The sequence below is a fragment of the Acinetobacter sp. DMC2 genome (assembly GCF_056314305.1).
Genome location: NZ_JBQUYP010000003.1, coordinates 318,561 through 341,268, shown reverse-complemented (window position 1 = coordinate 341,268; position 22,708 = coordinate 318,561). Strand labels below are relative to the sequence as shown.

General features: G+C 35.1%; 19 protein-coding genes. 9 read left to right on the top strand and 10 right to left on the bottom strand.

The annotated features are described in order from the left end of the window. Positions 1-56: 56 nt before the first annotated feature. A complete protein-coding gene (locus tag ACT53H_RS08380; RefSeq protein ID WP_476009120.1) occupies positions 57-1,361 on the top strand; it encodes an MFS transporter in 1,305 nt (434 codons plus the stop codon). A gap of 119 nt (positions 1,362-1,480) precedes the next feature. On the opposite strand, the gene ACT53H_RS08375 is transcribed toward ACT53H_RS08380, so the two are convergent. Together ACT53H_RS08375 and ACT53H_RS08370 are read right to left on the bottom strand one after the other, a co-directional pair. Continuing rightward, positions 1,481-3,742: an ATP-binding cassette domain-containing protein gene (locus tag ACT53H_RS08375; protein ID WP_476009026.1), complete on the bottom strand. Its 2,262-nt coding sequence runs from the start codon at positions 3,740-3,742 to the stop codon at positions 1,481-1,483. Positions 3,743-3,941: 199 nt separating this feature from the next. Beyond that, on the bottom strand, positions 3,942-4,178 hold the full coding sequence (locus ACT53H_RS08370; RefSeq protein WP_312823216.1) for a VF530 family protein: 237 nt from the start codon (positions 4,176-4,178) through the stop codon (positions 3,942-3,944). Positions 4,179-5,736: 1,558 nt separating this feature from the next. Between ACT53H_RS08370 and ACT53H_RS08365 the strand changes: the two genes are divergently transcribed. The 6 genes from ACT53H_RS08365 (at position 5,737) to ACT53H_RS08340 (ending at position 12,607) form a co-directional block, all read left to right on the top strand. Next, positions 5,737-6,027, top strand: coding sequence for a hypothetical protein (locus ACT53H_RS08365; protein WP_049836651.1), 291 nt, complete (start codon positions 5,737-5,739; stop codon positions 6,025-6,027). 495 nt (positions 6,028-6,522) lie between these two features. Next, positions 6,523-7,056: a fimbrial protein gene (locus tag ACT53H_RS08360; RefSeq protein ID WP_000731817.1), complete on the top strand. Its 534-nt coding sequence runs from the start codon at positions 6,523-6,525 to the stop codon at positions 7,054-7,056. An 86-nt stretch (positions 7,057-7,142) separates the two neighbouring features. Continuing rightward, the gene (locus ACT53H_RS08355) at positions 7,143-7,877 is read left to right on the top strand and encodes a fimbrial biogenesis chaperone (protein WP_004792379.1); all 735 of its coding nucleotides are present in this window, start codon (positions 7,143-7,145) and stop codon (positions 7,875-7,877) included. A gap of 58 nt (positions 7,878-7,935) precedes the next feature. Continuing rightward, positions 7,936-10,491 carry a fimbria/pilus outer membrane usher protein gene (locus ACT53H_RS08350; RefSeq protein ID WP_174730871.1) on the top strand — a complete coding sequence of 852 codons (2,556 nt, stop codon included), beginning with the start codon at positions 7,936-7,938 and terminating at the stop codon, positions 10,489-10,491. After that, positions 10,488-11,519, top strand: coding sequence for a fimbrial protein (locus ACT53H_RS08345; protein WP_476009025.1), 1,032 nt, complete (start codon positions 10,488-10,490; stop codon positions 11,517-11,519). The genes ACT53H_RS08350 and ACT53H_RS08345 overlap by 4 nt, the downstream gene beginning before the upstream one ends. Before the next feature lie 113 nt (positions 11,520-11,632). After that, the gene (locus tag ACT53H_RS08340) at positions 11,633-12,607 is read left to right on the top strand and encodes a DUF4882 family protein (protein ID WP_476009024.1); all 975 of its coding nucleotides are present in this window, start codon (positions 11,633-11,635) and stop codon (positions 12,605-12,607) included. Between the two features lie 55 nt (positions 12,608-12,662). Here ACT53H_RS08340 and ACT53H_RS08335 read toward each other — a convergent pair whose 3' ends face one another. Both ACT53H_RS08335 and ACT53H_RS08330 read right to left on the bottom strand, forming a co-directional pair. Further along, positions 12,663-13,772: an S-(hydroxymethyl)glutathione dehydrogenase/class III alcohol dehydrogenase gene (locus tag ACT53H_RS08335; RefSeq protein WP_174759370.1), complete on the bottom strand. Its 1,110-nt coding sequence runs from the start codon at positions 13,770-13,772 to the stop codon at positions 12,663-12,665. Between the two features lie 229 nt (positions 13,773-14,001). Continuing rightward, the gene (locus ACT53H_RS08330; RefSeq protein WP_476009023.1) at positions 14,002-15,873 is read right to left on the bottom strand and encodes a non-contractile tail sheath protein; all 1,872 of its coding nucleotides are present in this window, start codon (positions 15,871-15,873) and stop codon (positions 14,002-14,004) included. A 183-nt stretch (positions 15,874-16,056) separates the two neighbouring features. On the opposite strand from ACT53H_RS08330, the gene ACT53H_RS08325 reads away from it, so the two are divergent. After that, complete coding sequence (locus ACT53H_RS08325) at positions 16,057-17,214, top strand: catalase family protein (protein WP_476009022.1); 1,158 nt, start codon at positions 16,057-16,059, stop codon at positions 17,212-17,214. 5 nt (positions 17,215-17,219) lie between these two features. On the opposite strand, the gene ACT53H_RS08320 is transcribed toward ACT53H_RS08325, so the two are convergent. The 3 genes from ACT53H_RS08320 to ACT53H_RS08310 form a co-directional block, all read right to left on the bottom strand. Further along, positions 17,220-17,528, bottom strand: a complete 309-nt coding sequence (locus ACT53H_RS08320) for a hypothetical protein (RefSeq protein WP_004792391.1) — start codon at positions 17,526-17,528, stop codon at positions 17,220-17,222. Between the two features lie 829 nt (positions 17,529-18,357). After that, positions 18,358-18,813, bottom strand: coding sequence for a hypothetical protein (locus tag ACT53H_RS08315; protein ID WP_476009021.1), 456 nt, complete (start codon positions 18,811-18,813; stop codon positions 18,358-18,360). A 193-nt stretch (positions 18,814-19,006) separates the two neighbouring features. Beyond that, a complete protein-coding gene (locus ACT53H_RS08310) occupies positions 19,007-19,441 on the bottom strand; it encodes a GFA family protein (RefSeq protein ID WP_476009020.1) in 435 nt (144 codons plus the stop codon). A 223-nt stretch (positions 19,442-19,664) separates the two neighbouring features. Here ACT53H_RS08310 and ACT53H_RS08305 point away from each other — a divergent pair, with 223 nt between their 5' ends. After that, the gene (locus ACT53H_RS08305; protein WP_476009019.1) at positions 19,665-21,230 is read left to right on the top strand and encodes a phospholipase D family protein; all 1,566 of its coding nucleotides are present in this window, start codon (positions 19,665-19,667) and stop codon (positions 21,228-21,230) included. Positions 21,231-21,247: 17 nt separating this feature from the next. Here the strand turns inward: ACT53H_RS08305 and ACT53H_RS08300 are convergent, their stop codons facing one another. From ACT53H_RS08300 to ACT53H_RS08290, 3 genes are all read right to left on the bottom strand, one after another. Then, on the bottom strand, positions 21,248-21,835 hold the full coding sequence (locus ACT53H_RS08300) for a uracil-DNA glycosylase family protein (RefSeq protein ID WP_296524468.1): 588 nt from the start codon (positions 21,833-21,835) through the stop codon (positions 21,248-21,250). A gap of 180 nt (positions 21,836-22,015) precedes the next feature. Then, positions 22,016-22,252, bottom strand: a complete 237-nt coding sequence (locus ACT53H_RS08295; protein ID WP_004792401.1) for a hypothetical protein — start codon at positions 22,250-22,252, stop codon at positions 22,016-22,018. A 235-nt stretch (positions 22,253-22,487) separates the two neighbouring features. After that, positions 22,488-22,664, bottom strand: coding sequence for a hypothetical protein (locus tag ACT53H_RS08290; RefSeq protein WP_004792403.1), 177 nt, complete (start codon positions 22,662-22,664; stop codon positions 22,488-22,490). Between the last annotated feature and the right edge of the window lie 44 nt (positions 22,665-22,708).

Genomic DNA, 22,708 nt, shown 5'->3' with positions numbered 1-22,708 from the left:
GAATAACGTAATTAAAATGAAAAGAATTGAAAGCGCAACATGGAGAAGGGATGACCATGAAAGAAGTTGCATTAAGTGATTTGATCAATCAGCAGAAAGTTGGACGCTATCAGAAATTTATTTTGTTCACCTGTTTACTGCTGATGATTATGGATGGGTATGACATTCAGTCTATGGCTTACGCAGCCCCCATGATTATTGAAGAATGGGGTGTTCATAAAACCATGTTAGGCGTTGTGTTTAGCGCCAGCTTATTTGGTTTGTTTGTCGGATCATTTTTATTAAGTTCACTTTCCGATCGATTTGGCCGTCGCCCCATATTACTGATCTCAACCTTTATGTTCTCCATATTGATGCTGGTCACACCACATGTCGGCAATATTGAGCAATTGACTGCAATCCGCTTTGTTACAGGAATTTTTTTAGGAGGCATCATGCCAAATGTTATGGCTTATAGCTCCGAAATTGTTCCATATAAATCTCGTATTTTCACCATGATGGTCATTTCTTGTGGCTATACGGTCGGGGCAATGTTGGGAGGAGGCATATCCGCCTTATTGGTTCCTTGGGGAGGATGGCAGGCGATTTTCTATTTTGGTGGTATTGTTCCTTTAATTATTTTCTTTATCACGTTGTTTAAGCTGCCAGAGTCTTTATATTTTTTAAGTGAAAATAGTAAAAACACGCCCAAAATTTTGTTTTGGTTAAAGAAATTTTATCCTGCATTAACATTTAATTCAGAGATGAAAATCATTAATAGGACTGAAGTTCAGGTTAAGAAGTCACCGCTTGAGTTATTTAAAAATAAGCGTGCGTTTTTTACCTATTCCATCTGGATCATCAGTATTTTAAACATGATCAGTCTCTATTTTCTGGCGAACTGGCTACCGACTTTGTCTAAAGAGTCAGGGCTTTCATTAAATCAGGCATTGATGATCGGCTCCACTCTACAATTAGGCGGTACGATTGGTAGCATTGTAATGGGCCTTAAAATCGATAAGACTGGATTTTATAAAGTATTAATTCCTGTTTTTTTGGTTGCAGTGATTAGTGTTGCTTTAATTGGCTATGCTATTAGCCATATCGTTTTATTATTTTTCATCATTTTTATTGCTGGCTTTGCGATTGTTGGTGGGCAACCTGCCATTAATGCGCTGTCTGCAAGTTATTACCCGGTTTCACTTCGTACCACTGGGGTGGGCTGGAGTATTGGGATTGCCCGTTTGGGTTCGGTCATTGGGCCGTTATTTGGTGGCTATCTTTCTCAATTTCTGGTCATTACCCATTTATTTGTAATTGCTGCAATACCTTCGTTGTTCGTTATTATCATGCTGATGATTCAGGCGAAGTATCGGTCATAGCGCTACAAGAGAATGAGTGGGAGAGGTTGCTTGAGTATTTCTTCCTGCAATTAGATATGTGAGAGTCGAGAGGGCTCTCACATTTAAACTTGATTGTGCCAAGCTAGTCGATCAGATTGTTACTGCTCTAGATATTTTTTCAAATAGTGGCCTGTGAATGATTTTTCTGCGGAGAGCAAACAGGTAACAGTTCCAGAAAACACCAATTCACCACCTTTGTCACCAGCTAATGGACCAATATCAATAATCCAATCTGCTTGGCTAATGATGTCTAAATTATGTTCGATAACGATGATTGTGTTACCTTTTTCAACTAAGCTATTTAATAAACTAATCAATTTTTCAGTATCAGAAGGATGTAAGCCTGTACTTGGTTCATCTAATACAAAAATATTATCTGTTTCATTGAGCTCTTTTGAGAGTTTTAATCTTTGACGCTCGCCACCAGAAAAAGTATTTAAGCGTTGGCCAATTGCAATATAGTCTAACCCTAAGCTTACCAATGAATTAAATTGCTGCTGCAAATTATGATCTTCAAAGAAGTGACTGGCTTCTGTAACAGTCATTTTTAGAATTTCAGCAATGTTTTTACCCTTATAGAGATATTTCAGCACCTCTGGGGCGTATCCTGAGCCGTGACAAAGGTCACATGTCATTTCAACATCATCTAAAAATGCGAGTTCAATTTTCTCGATACCTGATCCTTTACATTGAGGACAAGCACCTTCGCTGTTAAAACTAAAGAGCTTAGCACTCACTTTATTTGCCTTTGCAAATAGTTGACGAATCGGATCAAGAAGGTCTAGATAGGTTAGTAAATTTGACCGGATGCTTGCAGTAATTGCAGATTGATCAATCACTTTTGTTTCAGGATATTGTTGCGGTAAGACTTTACTGATTAACGTACTTTTTCCAGAACCAGCAACACCTGTAATAACGCTTAGACAATTTTTGGGAATATCGACATCAATATTTTTTAGATTGAATAAATGGGCATTTTTAATCGAAATCCATTCATTACTCATACGGGGTGTTTTCTTATATGTATTTGGTCTTTTAAAAAACTGGCCTGTTAAACCTGATGAGTTTTTTAACTCTTCGAAAGACCCTTGGTAAATAATTTGACCACCATTGACACCAGAAAGAGGCCCCATATCAATGACATGGTCAGCTGTTCTAATAAGATCAGGGTCATGTTCAACCAGTAAAACACTATTTCCTTTATCTCTAATCTTTTGAATGATTTTAATAATATTATCTAAATCTTTTGGATGTAGCCCAATACTTGGCTCGTCAAAAATGTAGAGTAGATCAACTAGACTATTACCCAAATGTTTAACCATTTTGATTCGTTGTGATTCACCGCCTGATAATGTATTGCTCACACGATTAAGGTTTAAGTAACTGAGACCAACTAAGTTTAAGTTGCTCAGTTTATTAATGAGTTCATGTAAAACGGTTTCAAATTTCTCACTTTTTAAGGACCCTATAAACTCTAAAAGCATTGATACAGAGAGGGCTGTACATTCAGCAATATTTTTTCCATTAATCTTACAAGATAAAGATTTTTGATTAAGCCGTTGGCCTTTACACAAAGAACATTCTTTGGTTGTAATAATCTGCTCAAGCTTATTCCCATAACGATTTCTTTCTCGTGTTTCTCCTTTTAGAAAGTTACGTTCAAATCTGGTCACCAATCCTTCGTAAAGTGCAGTTTTTCTCCATTTACTTGTTGGATTCAAAGGCTTGTGCTGAGGGGCATACAAAAACAAGTCCCATTCTTTTTCACTATAATCTTTTAACTTTTTATCTAAATCGAAATAACCTGAATCTGCATATCGAGTCCAACGCCATGCTGTGGGTTGATAGGTAGGAAAATTGATAGCGCCTTCTTCATTTAAGGATTTATCTAAATCTAATATTTTATAAATATCAATTGTTTGCTCTAAACCAATACCTTCACATTGTGGACACATGCCATTGGGATGATTAAAAGAAAAAACATTCGAATATCCAACAAATGGTTCACCCATACGTGAAAATAATAAGCGAAGATTGGCATAAATATCTGTAATTGTTGCAACGGTTGAGCGGATGTTACCCGTTAAACGCTTTTGATTAATAATGACAGGTACATTTAAATTCTCAATTTTATCAACATCAGCCACACCAAAATGCTGTAAACGATTGCGGACAAAACTATCTTGAGTTTCATTAATTTGTCTTTGTGCTTCTGCGCCAATGGTTTCAAAAACTAAAGAAGATTTACCCGAGCCAGAGACACCAGTAAAGACAACAATTTCATGTTTTGGGATTTTTAATGAAATATTTTTAAGGTTATTGTGTCTGGCTCCATAAATATTTATTGTTCTTTTAGTCATGTGTGATCACTTGAACTTAGGGATTTATAGTAAAAGTAAAATAAAATTTCTGAAAAGCGTGTAGATGTTTCTTAAATGAATTGTTTAAATATTCAACTTATAGGGCTTAATTGTTAGGAAGCTATTACATATTTTCCTACTAAAGAAGAGTGGTGGCAAACCACCACTAATTAAAATGCTGAAGTTAGAGTTTTGATCGCTACGATTTCTGTTTTGCTTTTTGGCGTAAGACATACAAATATAAGCTTTCTACTTTTTCACGTGCCCATGGTGTGGTACGTAAGAATCGTAAGGATGATTTAACACTTGGATCTATGCAAAAACATCTAATTTCAATTTTACGACTTAAGCCTTCAAATCCACCGTAGTATTCCAATAATTCATCCAATATGTCAGCAAGTTTTTTGCCGTGTAAAGGGTCATTGGAAGCATTCATAATAGATCAACAATATTTTGAGAGTCCCTTATTATAACCTGAGCTAGTTGGAAAATGAGAAGAATTGCGAAAACACATCCCAAAGCGTATTCGGCTGTAATTAATTATCAAAACTGGCTAATGTGATAGAAATCTAAAGAATAGCTGTACGCACGTACTATATCAGTTTTTCTAAGCCTGTAAAGGGTGTTTTTAAAATATATTTATAAATTTCAATAAGATATAAATACTTTGTGTATTAAAATTTAGCCTAAGCAAATTAATAACTTTAATGCTCAAAAGGCGATTTAGAGAAAGAAATCTGTACCGCAGTAGCCAATAGCCAAAAATGAAGCCCGTAAAGGTGGTAAGTAGCTTACGCGTTCTAGCTAGGGCAAATTAAAAATAATGACATTTTGTAGAAGGCTGCCTAGAGTGTTTTTCTGGCTAAGATTAGAAATAGGGTTAGTCAATTTAAGTTGTTAAGAGTGCCACGGCTAGTAAGTTGCTTGAGCAGCAGATACAGTTGAAGAAGCTTTTAATAATTCAGTGTAGTGAAGCGTAAACGGCGAAGTAACAATGCAGAGTAGCCAGAGCCTTATCTATTGTAGGTTTCCAAATCTTCTATTTAACATAATATACATTATGCGAACAATTATATAATTTACTATTAAGTCTCTGATGCTATTGAATTTTTAGCCCTAGCACTTTCTTCTAAGTGTAACGCCTTACCATCACACCATTACGATAAATATTGCCGTGCTTAATGATAACCTCAAGGGATTTCTTTACTCAGATAATATTTATAAAACTTAATTAATTGATGACGCTTTTCATCAATTTTAGCTGCCCACGCATATAGCACCATTTGCTTAAGTCCACGACCAAACTTCTTTAACTCTAAAAAGCTAAATGAATATTCATTATGGTTTTATCTCAAATACATGTGTTTCTTTAAATAATTTTTAAAGATGTTGCGTCTGAATACTGCTATGCTTTTCTCTAGTTCATATTTCTAATTGATATTGTTCATTCTTAAAAAATCGTACATATTTAAATTGTAGTCAGAAAACTATATTTTACGCCTCAATACATTGAAAAAGTGTGATGAGTTTCAATGTATTTTTGGTGCGTAATAATTTTTAATAAATAAAGTGAAATTAATTTTTAATTAATTTCTAATAAAGTTAAATTGGTCACATTTTAAATAAAATTGGTATCTTATTTCTCTGTAGTAATTCTGCAATATAAATATTAGAGATAAAATAATAAATTACATATTTATTAAATATTTAATCATATATCATATAATGTTTTTATATTGACCTGTTTATTTGTTAATCTTTAATTTTAAAAAATATATAAATATCAATTATTTAAATTAATAATATTTATTTTTAAATAATTACGTGGATTAATATGATTTAAGAATTTTAACTATTACATTATTTAAAATGATTAATGTGATTTATATCACATGAAAATTAATAATTTTTCTTGATTTAAACTTAATGATTGTTTTTGAATTAAAAATATTGTATCAAATATATATAAACTATTTTATAAATAGGTATATAAAATGAAAAATAATATTTTTAAACTTCTTATTCTGATGGTGCTTTCCACTTCCCCATTATTTTGTTATGCAAATAACACGATAATGATAAGAGGAAATATTGTTGAAGATACATGCTCAACACAACATAGCGAGATAGAATGTGTTGAGGTAAACAATTTAAATATTAAACTTGATAGTGAATATTTAAATAAAAATAGCCTTTCTAACTTAGCTCAACATACTGAGAAAATGGACACTAGCATTGAAAGTATAGGCTCTAATCGCAAAGTGGTGGTTATCAATTATCACTAACTTACTAAGGCGTAGCTTTTGAGGCTACTCCTATAATAAGTATGAATTAAGAGTGATTTGTCGAATTCATCGCACATTTTGATGAATTAAATGATGAGTCGCTCTTTTTTTATAAAAAATGGCTATTCGTATATTTTTTCTATATACATATGCATAAATTATTCTATATAATTGTATTGTAAGAATTTAAGCTTCTTTTTCACATAATTTGTTCAATTCTTTTTTATTTACATAGTGTTCTTATGTAACTTGCTTTTTTCGGCAGTCCCTCTTTTTCATAAAACAAAAAAACTTTTATAAACAGCTATATAAGCTGTAGTTACCAACCCTGCATTCCAAATCAAAAAATGTGATTTAATTAAAATTATGAAAAAATAATGTGATCTAGTTTGCATTTTGTTTAAGAAGTGTTAATATCGCCGCATTACTTTTCAAGATGTCAAACACTGGAAAAGTAAGGAAATAAACTTTTATCCAGACTTTTGAGAAAACACTATGAAAAAACTTGCTTTGATCGCTGCTCTTTCGGTTGTAGGGATTGCGAATGCTCAAGCTGCTGATGGTACAATTACAATTAATGGTTTAGTTACAGACAAAACTTGTGACATCGTTACTCCAGCTGGTAAAGACTTCACAGTTACTCTTCCAACTGTTTCTAAGCAAACTTTAGCTGTTGCTGGGGATGTTGCTGGTCGTACTCCTTTCCAAATTAAATTAGCTAACTGTTCTGAAGGTAAAGTAGCTACTTACTTCGAACCAGGTGCTAACGTTGACTTTAATACTGGTCGTTTACTTAACAAAGACGCTACTGGTGCTAAAAACGTTAACGTTCAACTTTTAGGTAGCAACAACAACTTCATCCCAGTTCTTGCTGCTGGTGCAAACGGTGCTCAAGCTAACTCTCAATGGGTTGACGTAGCTGCAGCTGGTAGCGCAGACCTTAACTACTATGCTGAATACTATGCAACTGGCGCTTCTACTGCTGGTAAAGTAAACACTTCTGTTCAATACACAATTATCTATCAATAATTGATGGATGAGAGGGTTTCTGTGTTCGCATAGAAGCCCTCTTTTTGTGATGCTTTCCCGAATCTTTGTTGGTTGAGAATTCTGAAATGAAATTGAACAGTTATAATTTTTTGTTAGGTTTGGCATTTGCTTCAGCAGTTGTTGCACCTGCTACTCAAGCAGAAATTGTAATTCATGGCACTCGTGTGATTTATCCTTCGGATGCTCGTGAAGTTACACTACAAGTTAGTAATAACGGTTCAAAACCAGCACTTGTCCAAGCATGGCTTGATGAAGGCGACTCAAAAAGCACTCCGGACCAATCAAAAGTACCTTTTATGATTGCTCCTCCTATTTCTCGTGTTGAGGCTACAAAAAGTCAGACTCTTCGTATTACTGCTCTGCCAACAGCTTCTCAGCTAAATCAGAAGCAAGAAACAGTTTTGTGGTTAAACGTTTTGGATATTCCTCCAAGACCAACTTCAAAAACTGAAAATACGACGCCTGATAATTTCCTGCAATTAGCAATTCGCTCACGTATTAAATTCTTTTATCGACCAGCTTCGATTAAAGACGATGCGAATTTAGCAGCTGATAAGCTTCAATGGGTTAAATCTGGTCAAAACTTAACGGTAAAAAACCCAACTCCTTTTCATATCACGATGACTTCTGTTTACCAAAAGGCAGGTGATAAAAAAGTTGATTTATTACCTCAAGGTTTAATGATTAAACCTTTTTCTGAAGAGTCTGTTCAGCTTAAGAATGGCAATCTTCAAGATATGAGTTTTATGAATGTCAATGACTATGGTGGTCGAGTCGAACACCAAATAAAACTTCAGTAATCAGATTTATCTTTTTAATAAATTTAAGCACCTATTATGTGAGTAGGCGGACTTAGTTATGCCAAAAAAAAGGCAAGAATCTTATAAATTATTAAAACGCCATATTTGTTACTACTTGGCTTCTGGTGTTGTCACAATGACAATGCCTGTATTCGTGCACGCTGAAGAAACAGCTGCGAGTGCTCCTGTAGAAGCTGAATTTGATTCTGCTTTTTTAATTGGCGATGCTCAAAAAGTTGATATTTCTCGTTTTAAATACGGTAACCCTGTTTTACCAGGCGAATATAATGTTGACGTTTATGTAAATGGCCAATGGTTTGGCAAACGTCGTATGTTCTTTAAAGCATTAGAATCAAATAAAAATGCTGTAACCTGTTTTACAGGAAATACTCTTGCTGAATATGGTGTAAAACAAGAGATTTTAGCGCAGCACGCTTCTCTTCAAAAAGAAAATAGTTGTTATAAAATTGAAGAGTGGGTTGAAAATGCATTTTATGAGTTTGATAACTCTCGCTTACGTGTAGATATCTCGATTCCACAAGTTGCTTTGCAAAAAAATGCGCAAGGCTATGTCGACCCAAGTTTATGGGATCGTGGGATTAATGCAGCTTTTTTATCTTATAACGGCAGTGCCTACAAAACATTTACTCAGTCTAATGATCAAAGCGAAACGTCAAATGCTTTTATGGGCGTGACTGCTGGATTAAATTTAGGTGGTTGGCAATTACGTCATAATGGTCAATGGCAATGGCAAGATACCCCTGCCGAAAATCAATCTAAATCAAGTTACGAAGAAACAAGTACTTACTTACAGCGAGCATTCCCTAAATACCGTGGTGTTTTAACACTTGGGGATAGTTTTACAAACGGCGAAGTATTTGACTCATATGGTTATCGTGGTATCGATTTCTCAAGTGATGATCGAATGCTACCAAATAGTATGCTTGGTTATGCTCCGCGTATTCGTGGTAATGCTAAAACCAATGCAAAAATTGAAGTTCGTCAACAAGGCCAACTTATCTATCAAACTACAGTAGCACCAGGTAACTTTGAAATTAATGACCTTTACCCTACTGGTTTTGGTGGTGAAATTGAAGTTTCTGTTATTGAAGCGAATGGTGAAATACAAAAGTTTGCTGTGCCTTACGCATCTGTTGTGCAGATGCTACGCCCTGGTATGAACCGTTATTCTTTAACTGTAGGTCAGTTCCGCGATCCAGATATTGATCTCGATCCTTGGGTTGTTCAAGGTAAATATCAGCAAGGGATTAACAACTACCTAACAGGTTATACGGGTATACAAGCAACTGAAAACTATGCTGCTGTATTGTTGGGTGCTGCTTTTGCTACGCCAATTGGTGCTGTTGCGTTAGATGTTACCCACTCTCAAGCTGACTTTGAAAAGCAGTCATCACAGTCAGGTCAAAGTTTCCGTTTAAGCTATAGTAAGTTGATTACCCCAACCAACACAAACTTAACACTAGCAGCTTATCGTTACTCAACAGAAAACTTCTACAAATTACGTGATGCTCTACAGATTCGCGATTTTGAAGAAAAAGGTATTAATACTTACTCTGCTGGTCGCCAACGTAGTGAATTCCAAATTACCTTGAACCAAGGTTTACCTGAAGGTTGGGGTAACTTCTATGTAGTGGGTTCGTGGGTTGACTATTGGAACCGTAGCGAAAGTACTAAACAATATCAGCTTGGTTATAGTAATAATTTCCATGGTTTAACTTATGGTTTATCTGCAATTAACCGTAAAGTTGAATATGGCTCAACGAATCAAACGCACGATACTGAATATTTAATGACATTATCGTTCCCGATTGATTTCAAAAAGAATTCAGTTAACGTCAACGTTACTGCCTCTGAAGACAGCCGTACTGTTGGTGCAAGTGGAATGGTTGGAGATCGCTTTAGTTATGGCGCTTCAATGTCACATCAGGACTATGCGAATCCATCATTTAACGTAAATGGTCGTTATCGTACTAACTATACAACTGTTGGTGGTTCTTATAGTGTGGCTGATTCTTACCAACAGGCGATGGTTAGCTTAACTGGTAGTGTAGTTGCACATTCAGAAGGTATTTTATTTGGACCTGAACAAGGTCAAACAATGGTACTTGTGCATGCGCCAGATGCTGCCGGAGCAAAAGTTAATAATGCCGTTGGTTTAAGCGTGAATAAAGCGGGTTATGCGGTAGTTCCTTATGTTACTCCGTACCGTCTTAATGACATTACCCTTGACCCACAAGAAATGTCGAGCGAAGTAGAACTTGAAGAAACAAGTCAACGTATTGCACCTTTTGCTGGTGCAATTGCTAAAGTAGATTTTGCGACTAAAACTGGTTATGCAGTTTACATTAATAGTAAAACTGTAGATGGCAACAGTTTACCGTTTGCAGCGCAAGTCTTTAATCAGAAAGATGAAGCTGTCGGTATTGTTGCACAAGGTAGTATGATTTACTTACGTACCCCACTTGCTCAAGATCGTCTCTATGTAAAATGGGGTGATGAGAGTAACGAGCGTTGTTCAGTTGAGTATAACATTAGTAATCAGTTGCAAAATAAGCAACAAAGCATGGTAATGACTGAGGCTGTCTGCAAATGAAAAGAATATTATTAACAGGTTTTTTATTTACGGCTGGTCTTGGTGTGTATGGTGAAGCTAATGCTTACTGTACTTTAGGCAATGATAATAATGGAGCCCCATTTAGCTCGGTTGACATTTCCATGGCCGTAGGTCGCGTTGTAGTCCGACCAAGTGATCCTGTTGGAATGGTTCTAAGAAAAGCAACTTTTCCAATTACTGACAATGGTTCAACAGCAAAATGTACGTCATATAGTGATACTATTACTGCTGCACTTACCCAAGGCTATGCATTAAGCCCACTAGGGAATAATATCTATTCGACGAATATTCCAGGAATTGGTATTCGTTTGTACCGTGAAGCGGAAAATGCAACTAACTTTTCTGGCTATTATCCGTATACCCGTAGTTTAACACCAGGTGTGAAATATTTTCTTGCTTCGGGATATTTTGTTGTCGAAATTGTGAAAACTGCTGCGCAGACTGGTTCGGGTGCATTAGTGCCTGGTTTATATAGTCGATACTATGTAAGTGGTTATATGAACCGCCCTTTTTTAACTAGTACAGTTAACGGTGATGCAATTACTATCGCCTCTTCTTCATGTGAAATCCAAGGTAACATCAATAAAGTTGTACAGCTTCCTACTGTTACAAAGGCAGGGTTCAAAGGTGTTGGCTCCACTCAAGGTGAACAAACTTTTGATATGAACATTCTATGTAATGGTGGTATCAACCCTACTGGTTATGAAGAGAAAAACGTCATTAGTTTAAGTTACGACTTTACTCAAGACGGTACAAATAGTCAGGTATTAGCAAATACAGCTACCGCTTCTGAAAAAGCGAATGGTGTAGGCGTACAATTATTGTGGAACTATCAAAATAAGAATCAAGTCATTAAAAAAGGTGACAAATTAGCCTTAGGTACATTGTCTTCTAACCAGACACTTCAATATAACGTACCAATGACAGCCCGCTATTATCAAACAGCAACAAATGTGACTGCTGGTAAAGTTCGTGCAATGGCTACTGTAACGATTCAATATGATTAATCATATTGAATCGTTATTAAGTGGAATAAAATTTAAAATCATAAATATTAATAATAAATTTTACTTTAATACTACTTTCTAAAAATTTAACACTTAACTCGATAGGAATATTTATGAAAAAAATAGGTATAGTTGCTGTTAGTGCAGTGACATTATGTTGGGCTATGTATGAGGTATCTTCTGACAATACGAGTACCAGACAGCGTAATGAATCTAACCAAAAAGTAGCATCTCAAAACAATTCATCAACTACAAAGAATGAAAAATTAGCACCTCAAATGTTCTTGGCTCAAACTACCTCCCTTAATTCTTCAGCCCCAGTCTGCCAATATAATTTTGACGCGACTCAAGAAGATTACGATCTTTGGAACAATGAACACCCTGAATATTTTTCTATGAATATATTTCCTTTAATAAGTGGGCAAAAATTTGGTTTTAAAGTAGAGCCTATACCAGAAAATGAGTATGGTATTGTAGAGTATGTAGCTAGAAGTGTAGCTAGTCTTAATTCGTCTAATGAAGTTGGAGATTTAACGATACCTCACACAGGTATTATTGCATTTGAAATGGAGCTTAAGATCCCAACCTCAGCTCTTGGGAGCACATCACTTGGAAATTCTACTTATTACTCCTCTAGCATTGCATTTAGTGGTGTAACAAATAATGGTTATACAGTTAGATCCAATTTTGGGTTTGGTATGGGCGGGTATGATCCAGATTTTGGTGAAAATCCTGCTAGCTTAAACTATTTTGTAGCATACCGACTTAGTGATGAGAGTGGCCCTGACAGTCGATATTCTAAAGGTCAAAACATGACAAATAATGCAAATGGATACCAAAGATTAGGTATTTATATTAATCAGAACACTAAGCAAGTTGGCTTTATTATAAATGGTGTTGATCAAGGATATAAATCTACTTTGCCTGCTCCACTAGAGAATATACGTTTTTCGGTTTCAAGCGCTATTTCAATAAATGCTGAACAATTATTTGGACAAGAGTTGTCGAACGAACTCATTACTGACCGTAATGCGTTACAGTTTAGCTATCCTCAGGGTACAACTGACATGTGCGGTAATGTTATTTAAGACATAAAACTATAAGTTGTAAAAAAGGGCTGAATCACAGCCCTTTTTATTTCATTTAGAAATGAATGACTGTGCGGATTGATTTGCCTTCGTGCATTAAATCAAAAGCAGTATTAATGTCTTGTAAAGGCATGGTATGCGTTACAAAAGGCTCAAGTTGAATTTCACCTTTCATTGCATCTTCGACCATTTTAGGAAGTTGTGAACGGCCTTTTACACCACCAAAAGCAGTACCTAACCATTTACGGCCAGTAACTAGCTGGAATGGACGAGTCGAAATTTCTTGACCAGCACCAGCAACCCCAATAATGACTGATTGTCCCCAACCACGATGCGCACATTCTAAAGCTGAGCGCATAACATTGACGTTACCAATACATTCAAATGAATGATCTACGCCCCAGCCTGTCATTTCTATAATGACTTGCTGAATTGGTTTATCGTAATCTTTAGGGTTTAAGAAATCTGTAGCGCCAAATTGCTTAGCAAGTTCAAATTTATCTGGGTTGGTGTCTACTACAATAATTTGCCCAGCTTTCGCTTGTCGTGCACCTTGTACAACAGCCAAACCAATCCCGCCTAAGCCAAATACAGCAACAGAATCACCTTCTTGTACTTTAGCTGTGTTATGCACGGCGCCAATACCTGTAGTCACACCACATCCAAGTAAACATACTTGCTCGTGATTCGCTTCAGGATTGATTTTAGCTAAAGATACTTCTGCAACTACTGTATATTCACTAAATGTTGAACATCCCATGTAATGATAAATTGGTTCACCATTATAAGAAAAACGTGTGGTTCCATCTGGCATGACACCTTTACCTTGAGTCGCACGTACTGCAACACATAAGTTGGTTTTTCCAGATTTACAGAATAGACATTCTTTACATTCAGCGGTGTAAAGTGGAATCACGTGATCACCAGGTTGAACGCTTGTTACGCCCTCACCCACTTCAACTACCACACCTGCACCTTCATGACCTAAAATGGCAGGAAACACACCTTCTGGGTCATCACCAGATAATGTAAAAGCATCGGTATGACATACCCCTGTATGGGTAATTTTTATTAAAACTTCACCCGCTTGAGGTGGTGCAACATCAACTTCAACAATCTCTAAAGGTTTTCCTGGGGCAAAGGCGACAGCTGCACGAGATTTCATCTTTGGGTTTCCTTTAAATCATTCGGTATTTATAGTCGAGCAAAATAGATTATATATCGGTAATACAAGAGCTTAATTTTGCTTAAATTAAAATTGGCTTTCATGACAATCCATCACAGCATAGCCAGTCATGTACCTCTAAGCAAGCTTCAGTTTCAAAAAGAAGAAAACCTCTTACTGGAAGAGGTTTCTTATCAAATCACTTATCTTATAAAAGGGTTATGTTTACTTAGAGGTAAATATCTGGTGGATATGGTGTGTTATCGCTAATTGGCGAATACAGCGTATTTTCAACAAAGAAGCCATTTGGAGCCTGAGTGGTATCAATCGTAATTGAATCAAACATAACCTGTGGATAGGCCCAGATAAATTGCTTCATTAAACCTAAAGAAACATTGTTTTTCATGTCACCAAAAATTCGTTGCCAAATGGGCGTTCGATAGGGCTTGGTTTTATCAAACCCATAAATATATGCAATAGATACATCAGGAACGAATCCGGAGAGATAGATGACTTTATTGGCAGGATAGCCTAGTCCTTGTATTGGTATTTGTGAAACTGCCTGATGTGCCAAGTCTAAACGAGCTTCCAATAGCCAGTCATAAGCTTCTGTCATCATGTAATCAAAATTAGGATATGAATAATGTTGGCTTGGATAGTTAATATAAGTGGCTAAAGTCTGAATCGGAGATTGAATAGAAGGAAAGAAAATAAGCGGGCTAACTTTAGCAGCGGAGTATTTCGCTTTGATAACGGTGCGAATGTCTTGGCAGGTTTGACCTAATTTATTTCTGAGCCATGTTTTAAACTCATCATATGGCGTTCCTGTCTTATTCATTGCTTCATAAATTGTACCCAAATCTGGTGCATATAAACCTGTATCTGCATTAAAGGCTAGTTTTGTTGGATAGTCATATACACAAGGTAGATTTGTGTCAGTGTTATACCACCACCAAGGTTCACCAATCTGCATGTTTACATCACATCCCCCTACTACCATTGCATCTGCAAATTCAATAAAGACTTTACGTAAATATGCCAAAGCATTCTGATGACTTAAACTAAAAAAATAGCTCGGTGGTTGGTAGCCTGTTTTACCTAAATTACTGTTCCAGTCACGCTGTGCCCAATATTCATTGGCTCCCAAGGAATACATTTCAAAGCTTACCCCAAAGATGGGTTGCAGACTGGCACTATGTAAAGCTTGAGCATATTTCTCATGCCATTTACGCGTGCATGAGTTAACGACCGCTTCACCTGTTACCAACGTATCTGGTATTTGCCATTTATTAATATCACTTTTCCATGTCATTTCAGGATAATGCGACATTCCACAATAGTGGTTAACCAAACCGTTATATCCCAAAGTCACCATATTGTTGACTAAGCGCTGAGGGTTTAAATCATAGTGGTCGTCATAGCTGGTACAGATACCATAATTGTGCTGAGGGACAACCACACGGCTCAAATTTAACTTTGCATTTGTACCGGTTACGACTGAATTGGTCAGACGAATATAGCCATCTTCAGGCTGGCTTAAAGGTAGGGCTGATTGGCTATTATAATGGCTCGTGAAACCGGAAAATGAAATCCGCTGAATGTTAGTCACTGGAAAGCTATCTGTAGCAGAAAAGCCAGCTTTTACTGTATCCCAGTTAATATGAATATGTGCCGTTCGTGATGAAGGATTATTTGCGTAATTAAATAGGACAACATAGGCAACTTTATCTACACCATTTTCATTATAGTACACCGTTAAAGTGGGCGTTAAACTTGGATTGTTAAGCACTGGCATCGTGGCAGATAACTCAATATCGAAGTCCCAAATCACCCCTGCATAGCTATATTTGGTTTGATACGCTAAAAATTTATGATCTTTAGTGTCAGAAGAATCCCAACTAATTCCTACTAGATCATTTGCCATTCGTGCTCTAAAAGATGCTTCAAAACCATTTCCATAATTCGTAATAGCAAAAGACATTGTTTGTGGACCATCTATTCTCCAATAGATAGGACTAAACCGATCAATAAGTGTATTTTGAGTGATTGGATGTGGTGATGAATTAGAATTATTTTGTACATTTTGTGAATTAGTTATCATGTCTACATTCTCTTAATGTATTAAGAGGTTTTATATTAAATAATAATTTTTATTTTATTGTTCAGATAAGTAACAATGACGTTTAAATTATTTACAGTTAATATTTTTAATAAAGCTCAAAATATAGTTAAACAATTAAACTTAATATTATCCTAAAATATTTTTGCACTGAGGAGATAATCAATGTCAAATTTTATGCAGCCTACACATTTTAGGGTGTTGTTTGTATTTACTCCTCTTGTTTTTGCACTAACAGGTTGTAGTGACGCTTTATATTCTCAAAAAACCACACCAGTAAAGACTTCTTCGGAAAATATTATATATCCAAAGATCGATCCATTTTTAGGAGAAAAGTTACAGCCTAATGAGGAAGTGCTAGCTCAGAACATAGCTCAAGTCATTGAAAAGTCAATTCGTGAACAATATACGGCGGGAAATGCTTTACGTGATGCACATCCTAAAGCGCATGGGTGTGTTCGAGCCGAGTTTCATGTCTCAAAAAATATACCTACTCAATTGGCTAAAGGGATATTTATTCCAGATCAAACTTATCAAGCATGGATTCGCTTTTCAAACGCCTCAAATGATGCATCGAATGCGGACATTAATAAAGACGCACGCGGAATCGCCATAAAACTTTTAGGTGTATCTGGAGACAAAATTTTAGAAAGTGAAAAACAAGCAACCACTCAAGATTTTATTATGATTAATCACCCTGTCTTTTTTGCCAACGATGCTAAACGATATCTTTCTTTCATGAATGATGTGAATAGTCACAATATGATCAGAAAACTTCATATTCCGATTGCTTTGGGTTTTAAAGGAACCATGAATGCACTCGGAGCACGTAATTCGCAAATCGCAAACCCTTTATATGCACGGTACTGGTCTATGGTGCCCTATCAGCTAGGATTAGGTAATGATCGACAAGCAGTTAAATATTCAGTTCGTTCTTGTTCAATGCAATCAAATAATCTACCTAAAAACCCTAGCCATGATTTTTTAAGAGAAGCTTTAAAGAACACTTTGCAAAGTACAGATGCTTGTATGGAATTTCTTATTCAGCCAAGGACCTCAAGCCAAATGTTGGTAGAAGATTCAATGACAGAATGGAATGAGAAAGCGGCTCCCTTTTATCAAGTGGCGACTATCCATATTCCAAAGCAAAACTTTGATACAGCTGAACAAAATAAGTTTTGTGAAAATCTATCTTTTACGCCGTGGCACGCCTTACCAGAACATAGACCATTAGGTGCAGTAAATCGAATGCGTAAAGTTATTTATGAAAATATCAGTAGAGTTCGGCATGATATGAATTCAGCACTTAGACAAGAACCTTAAATACCTTATGCATTAATGCCCTTGCTTGTATCTATGGTGATACGATCAATGAAATCTGCCAACCATAAAATAAACTCATCTTCATTTTTATGTCTTGGTATCAAGCTCATGTCTAATCTAATAGGTAATTCATTTTTAAAGCTAACAACTGCACCATCAAAATTCACAAAGTTATATAAAAATTTTAATTCTGTACCTGCAATGGCTTTTTTGATTTCTATGATGAGATTATTTAAGTTTTTAAAATGATTGTTAGAGTATTTATATTTAATATTTTTATTAATTTTTTCTGCTAATAGTAAGTATTTTGGCATTTCTATCTCCTTTTTAATTATTTATAAAATATAATTATAATTTCAAAGTTATAAAAATAAGTTTTTAATTTTTATTAAATTGTTTCTGTTTTTTTAATTTCAAATGATCAGTTGTGCCTATAATAGCAACATATTGTTTAAAAATGTGATTTATTTTTGACTTTTTATTCTGATTAAATTAGTAGGTATTAATATCGACTAAAACACTCGGCTTTAAAATTTATATTAAATAGGCTCAACATATTTAAACTATTAAGCCTATTTAACTTTTAATATTTACTTAAGAGGAAAAGCACTCCTTTAAATCTTAAGTAAGTTTGCGGAAGTTCTTCACTCTATGAACTTTCCCACATTTCCTACACTCTTTAATTTCGTCGTGAGTTATATCAAAATCATATTCCCAGACATGAATACAGAAAATTTGTCTAAGATTGTGGAGCATAGACACCTCCTTATAAAAAACTGACTCAGCAGTTAGTTCTTTATCAATGTACTTCGCTTATTTTGATGAATTTTCCTCTTTAGCTTTATCCTCCTTGTGTTTACAGCAGTAACCAAAAACAGCACCGGCGCCAAAGAAAAACATAGCTTTAAACATACTTATCTCCAAAAGATCATTAAGCAAATTTAAAACTAACATTGAAGGTTGTATCTGTTTTTAGGCCAATGAGGTTGATTCTGTGCGTTATGCAAACTTTTGTGAAAAGTTATAACAATATATTTTATAAGAATAAGAGAGCTAAATTAAAAAACCGCCCCAGAAGGCGGTTGCTGAATTTACAGCGACATATAGAAGTGTAGTGGACGATCACTTCTATATTTTTTGAACTTATTTTTCTTCTTTTATAATTTTAATAAAGGCATCTGATTTGAAATAATTAATAATCATCTCTCCATCATCACTTGTCGATGATGGCACTTTAGGAGGATCATCATAGTTAAACTTAAAGTCTGGAGGAATAAATTTCGAGATTGGTGGAAGCTTGGCCTCTCCTCCCGTTGTAATTCTTTCAATAAAACCCGCGAGCCAAAGTATATATTCATCTTTATTTTTATGGTTGGGCATGAGGCTCATATCCAACTTAATTGCACAGTCTTCTAATGGCTTGGTTAAGCACTCTTCAAAATCTATAAAATTATATTTAAGTTTAAACTTAGTTCCTTTAATTTCCTTACGAATTACACCAACCAACTGATTTAAGTTCTCTGCTGAGCTTTCTGAAAATAAATTTTTGTCATCAATTTTTTTATAAACATTCTCAGCAATGATTAAATATTGTGGCATTTTATTTTCTCCCTTTTATTATCAGGCTACTCACTCAGCCTTTTAAGGAAGTATGATAGATATCATGTTTTCTAATGTAATTGTTGTGCTGCCAATTGTAATTAGTGTGTTTTTGTGAAACTTGCAAGCATAACCATCCGAAAAAATTAAAGTTAATGCAAACTGAGTCTCGTTTTTTTACTAAGCATTTATTTTAATCAAAAATTATTTTTAGCTCATCTAAAGTTGGAAGCTGATTATAAGATTGATCTGCAATTACGGTATTTGCCCAGTTTGTCTTCGAAAATATACAAAAATTAAGCTTCTTTAGAACTTGAATGTCTTTGTCTAATAGACCTAATGGAATCCACATAAAATGAGTAGTTCCTACCAAATTAGGTACAGGCGATCCACATTTACTACAAAATGAAGATGTGAAGCCTGTTTCTTTTTTATAAGTATGGATAAGCTCAAAACCTGAGAGCCATTCAAATTTATCCTTACTCACTAAAGTTGCTGCATTCGCTCCTGTTCCAGTTTGTTTACGACAGAGACTACAGTGGCAATGGTACACAGTCTTGATTTCGTTAGTGATGGAAAATTTGACTTCATTGCATAGACAAGAACCTACATGACTCATCTCGAGCATCCTTAGAAAATAATATTGAATATAGCATTAGCCTTAAAAAGGTTAAATTTAACTTTATATGTTTAAATGGATATGCTCTCTTAGAAGTGCCTATAAATATAAGGAATTGCTAGAGTTGAGGCTTGGCAGAATGCATTTATACCGTTTAATATGAATTTTGACATATAAATTGAATATAAAAATGCTGTGATGTGCTTATCTTGGATGCGACTTAAAAGCTTACATGATTAATCAGTTCTATCAGCAGTACAGTAATATGGCATTAAATGCCTGGGGCTTTACACATACACCTTCGTATAACGATACATACGACCCTGATGAGAATGATACAGTGACAAATAGCTTTAATTGGTTGAATGATGAACAAGCTACAGAAAAAACTAAACAAGGATTAACTGCTTTTGTTGCATTGGATGATGCTTTTATCAGTATCGCCTCTCGTATGTATCTGATTAGAAATGCAAAAGAAAAAATCGATTTACAATATTATATTTGGACAAATGATTTTGTTGGAAACCTAATGCTGCACGAGTTATTAACGGCAGCAGATCGTGGTGTAAAAGTTCGCTTACTCATTGACGATCAAAATGGAGTAAAACTTGATGGTGTTCTAAGAAGTCTTCTACACCATCCTAACTTTGAAATTCGTTTATTTAATCCATACAAATTTAGATATATAAGAATCTTGGACTATATTTTCCGGTTCAAGAAAGTAAACCATCGTATGCATAATAAATTAATTATTGCAGATGGCGTGATTGCGGTAACAGGCGGTCGTAACATCAGTAGTGAGTACTTTGATGCAAGTAGTAAGTTCCAGTTTACAGATCTAGATATTCTATTTTATGGGCATACAGTACAGCATGCTCAAGCAGTTTTTAATGATTTCTGGCAAAGTGAGTTAAGCCAAGATGCGACCAAGCTGGTCGGGACTTGCGCTGTCCACCACTTGCAATCTTTACGACAGCATTATCATGATTTGCTTCATGAAAGTGAAAATCATACTCAAACCGAAGACAAGCTTTATGATGCTCAAACTTATTTAAAAGAACTTTTAGAGCATTATCCAATTCAATGGTCAAAAGCATATTTTGTTGCAGACTCACCGAAAAAGATCTTAGGAATAGCTTCTAAAGAAGAGATGCTTTATGGGCAAGTTATGGCCATTATGGGTGAACCAAAGCAGCATATCGAATTGGCTTCAGCTTATTTTGTTCCTACACAACAAGGTGCTTACTATTTAAAACAGTTAAAAGTTCAAGGTGTTAAAGTCAGGGTTTTAACGAACTCTTTTGCTGCAAATGATGTGGCAATTGTGCATGCTTTTTATAGTCAATATCGGGTTGAAATGCTGAAAAGCGGTGTAGAACTATTTGAGTTTAAGCCATTTTTAGAACGCAGACGTAGAACATGGTATGAAGTGGTAACTGGAAGTGTGATTCCAGCAAAAGGTAAAAATAAATCGAGCTTGCATGCCAAATTTTTTGATGTAGACGGTAAAGTGTTTATTGGTTCTTTTAATTTTGACCCACGTTCGACTTACTTAAATACTGAGGTTGGTCTTGTTATTGAGTCAAGTCAATTACAAGCTCAAATTTCGGTCATGCTCGATCAGCATTTACCTCAAGTCGCCTATCAACTTAAGTTAAACAGTGAAGGTAAAATTATTTGGTTAGATTATCAGTCAAATGGACAAGTTGTTGAATATGAAAAAGACCCAGATACGAGCCTTTTCCAACGTACAATGATTAAAGCCGTTTCATATTTACCCGTTGAATGGATGATGTAAGAAGACTTCAACTTGACTTATAAAATCCCAATCTCTTTAAAGAACTTTTGATAAGCCTCAGCTTTTTTCTCTAGCGCTAATGGATATGCTCGAGACGAAGATGGTAAGCGATATAAATTAATATCCCTTCCTGCAAAGTAAGTCGATGTAGATGTCCCTATAAGGGGTTTTTCAGTGTTCTCGGGTAAAACTGAAATTAAGGTATCAGTTGCTTTATCGCCAGTGGTCATAATGGTCTGACATAGAGGAATCTGCTGAAGCAAAACGGTAAGATCTGTTGGCGTTACGATTTCAAGAAATTTATCTGCGGCATTTCCCTTCAACCGCTTAATTTGATAAGCCGTGTCAAAGATCGCAATACCTGTTTCAATTAAGAAATTTCGGATAAGTTTTTCATTAAAATTTTTTTGGTTTTCACTTAAAAAATAAGTTTTGTCTTGGAAAAAAATTAAACCAAAAATTCGCCACATATCATTTTGGAAATTTGGATAGTAAAAATCCATCTTCCATTTATTACGCGGTGGTGGAAAGCTACCCAACATGAGTAAACGCGCATTTTCAGGTAAAAAGGGTTCTAGTGGATGTGTTTCTATCTCAATTATCATAAAAAATCAGTGTTTACTTAAAAACTTTATAAACAAATTAACCTATTTTTTAGTTAATCACGAGTCATGAAATGCAATTTCTCTTAATTAAAGCGTTAATGGGAAAAATCAGCTCTCACTGAAAAACATTGAGGTGATACCTCAGTAGGAATCACCTCAGAGCTGCTGAACTCAAGCTTATTAAGAGTTCAAGACTTTAAAAACCTTACCTGTTCTTGGATGAGCAAAACTGTTATCCGGATCTAAATTAATAACTTTATCCGAAATCACAATTTTAGAAAGTGGCAACCAACTTTGCTCTTGTTCAGCTTGGACAAAGTTTTTTTCATAAATATTTTCATAAATTTGTTCAACTACAATTTCCATACCACACATACTTTTGGCATTTACTTCTTTTAAAATATGGCGCTTTGACATTCTAGTCTCCTTTTTTATTATCCGCATCGCTAATAATAAAGACTCCACTGATACAATATGTAAATTTTAATAATGAAAGTGTTTTTTTTGTTTTAATCATACTTTTGTAATAATTAAATGAATAGTTGCGTAATTATTTAATTTAAATATTATCTTTAAGTTAAGCTGTTTAAAATAATTATGAGTTTTAATAAAATTAAAGGGTTCATTATCTGAACCCCTTCTTTATTTAATTTTAAACTTGTACAGCGTTATCAATTGAGCCGTCATCTTGGTTTTGGACCCTGTCTTTACTAGTCACTGAGTCGCTATCGTGATCTGTGTTAAAACTCTTACTGTTCTTTTGCTTCTTCTTGTAGACACACATCCCAATCGCAATACCTGTTCCTATCACTAAAATTGACTTTAACATTTTGCACCTCTTCGATTGACGGAGTAACTTTTGAAAAATCAGCT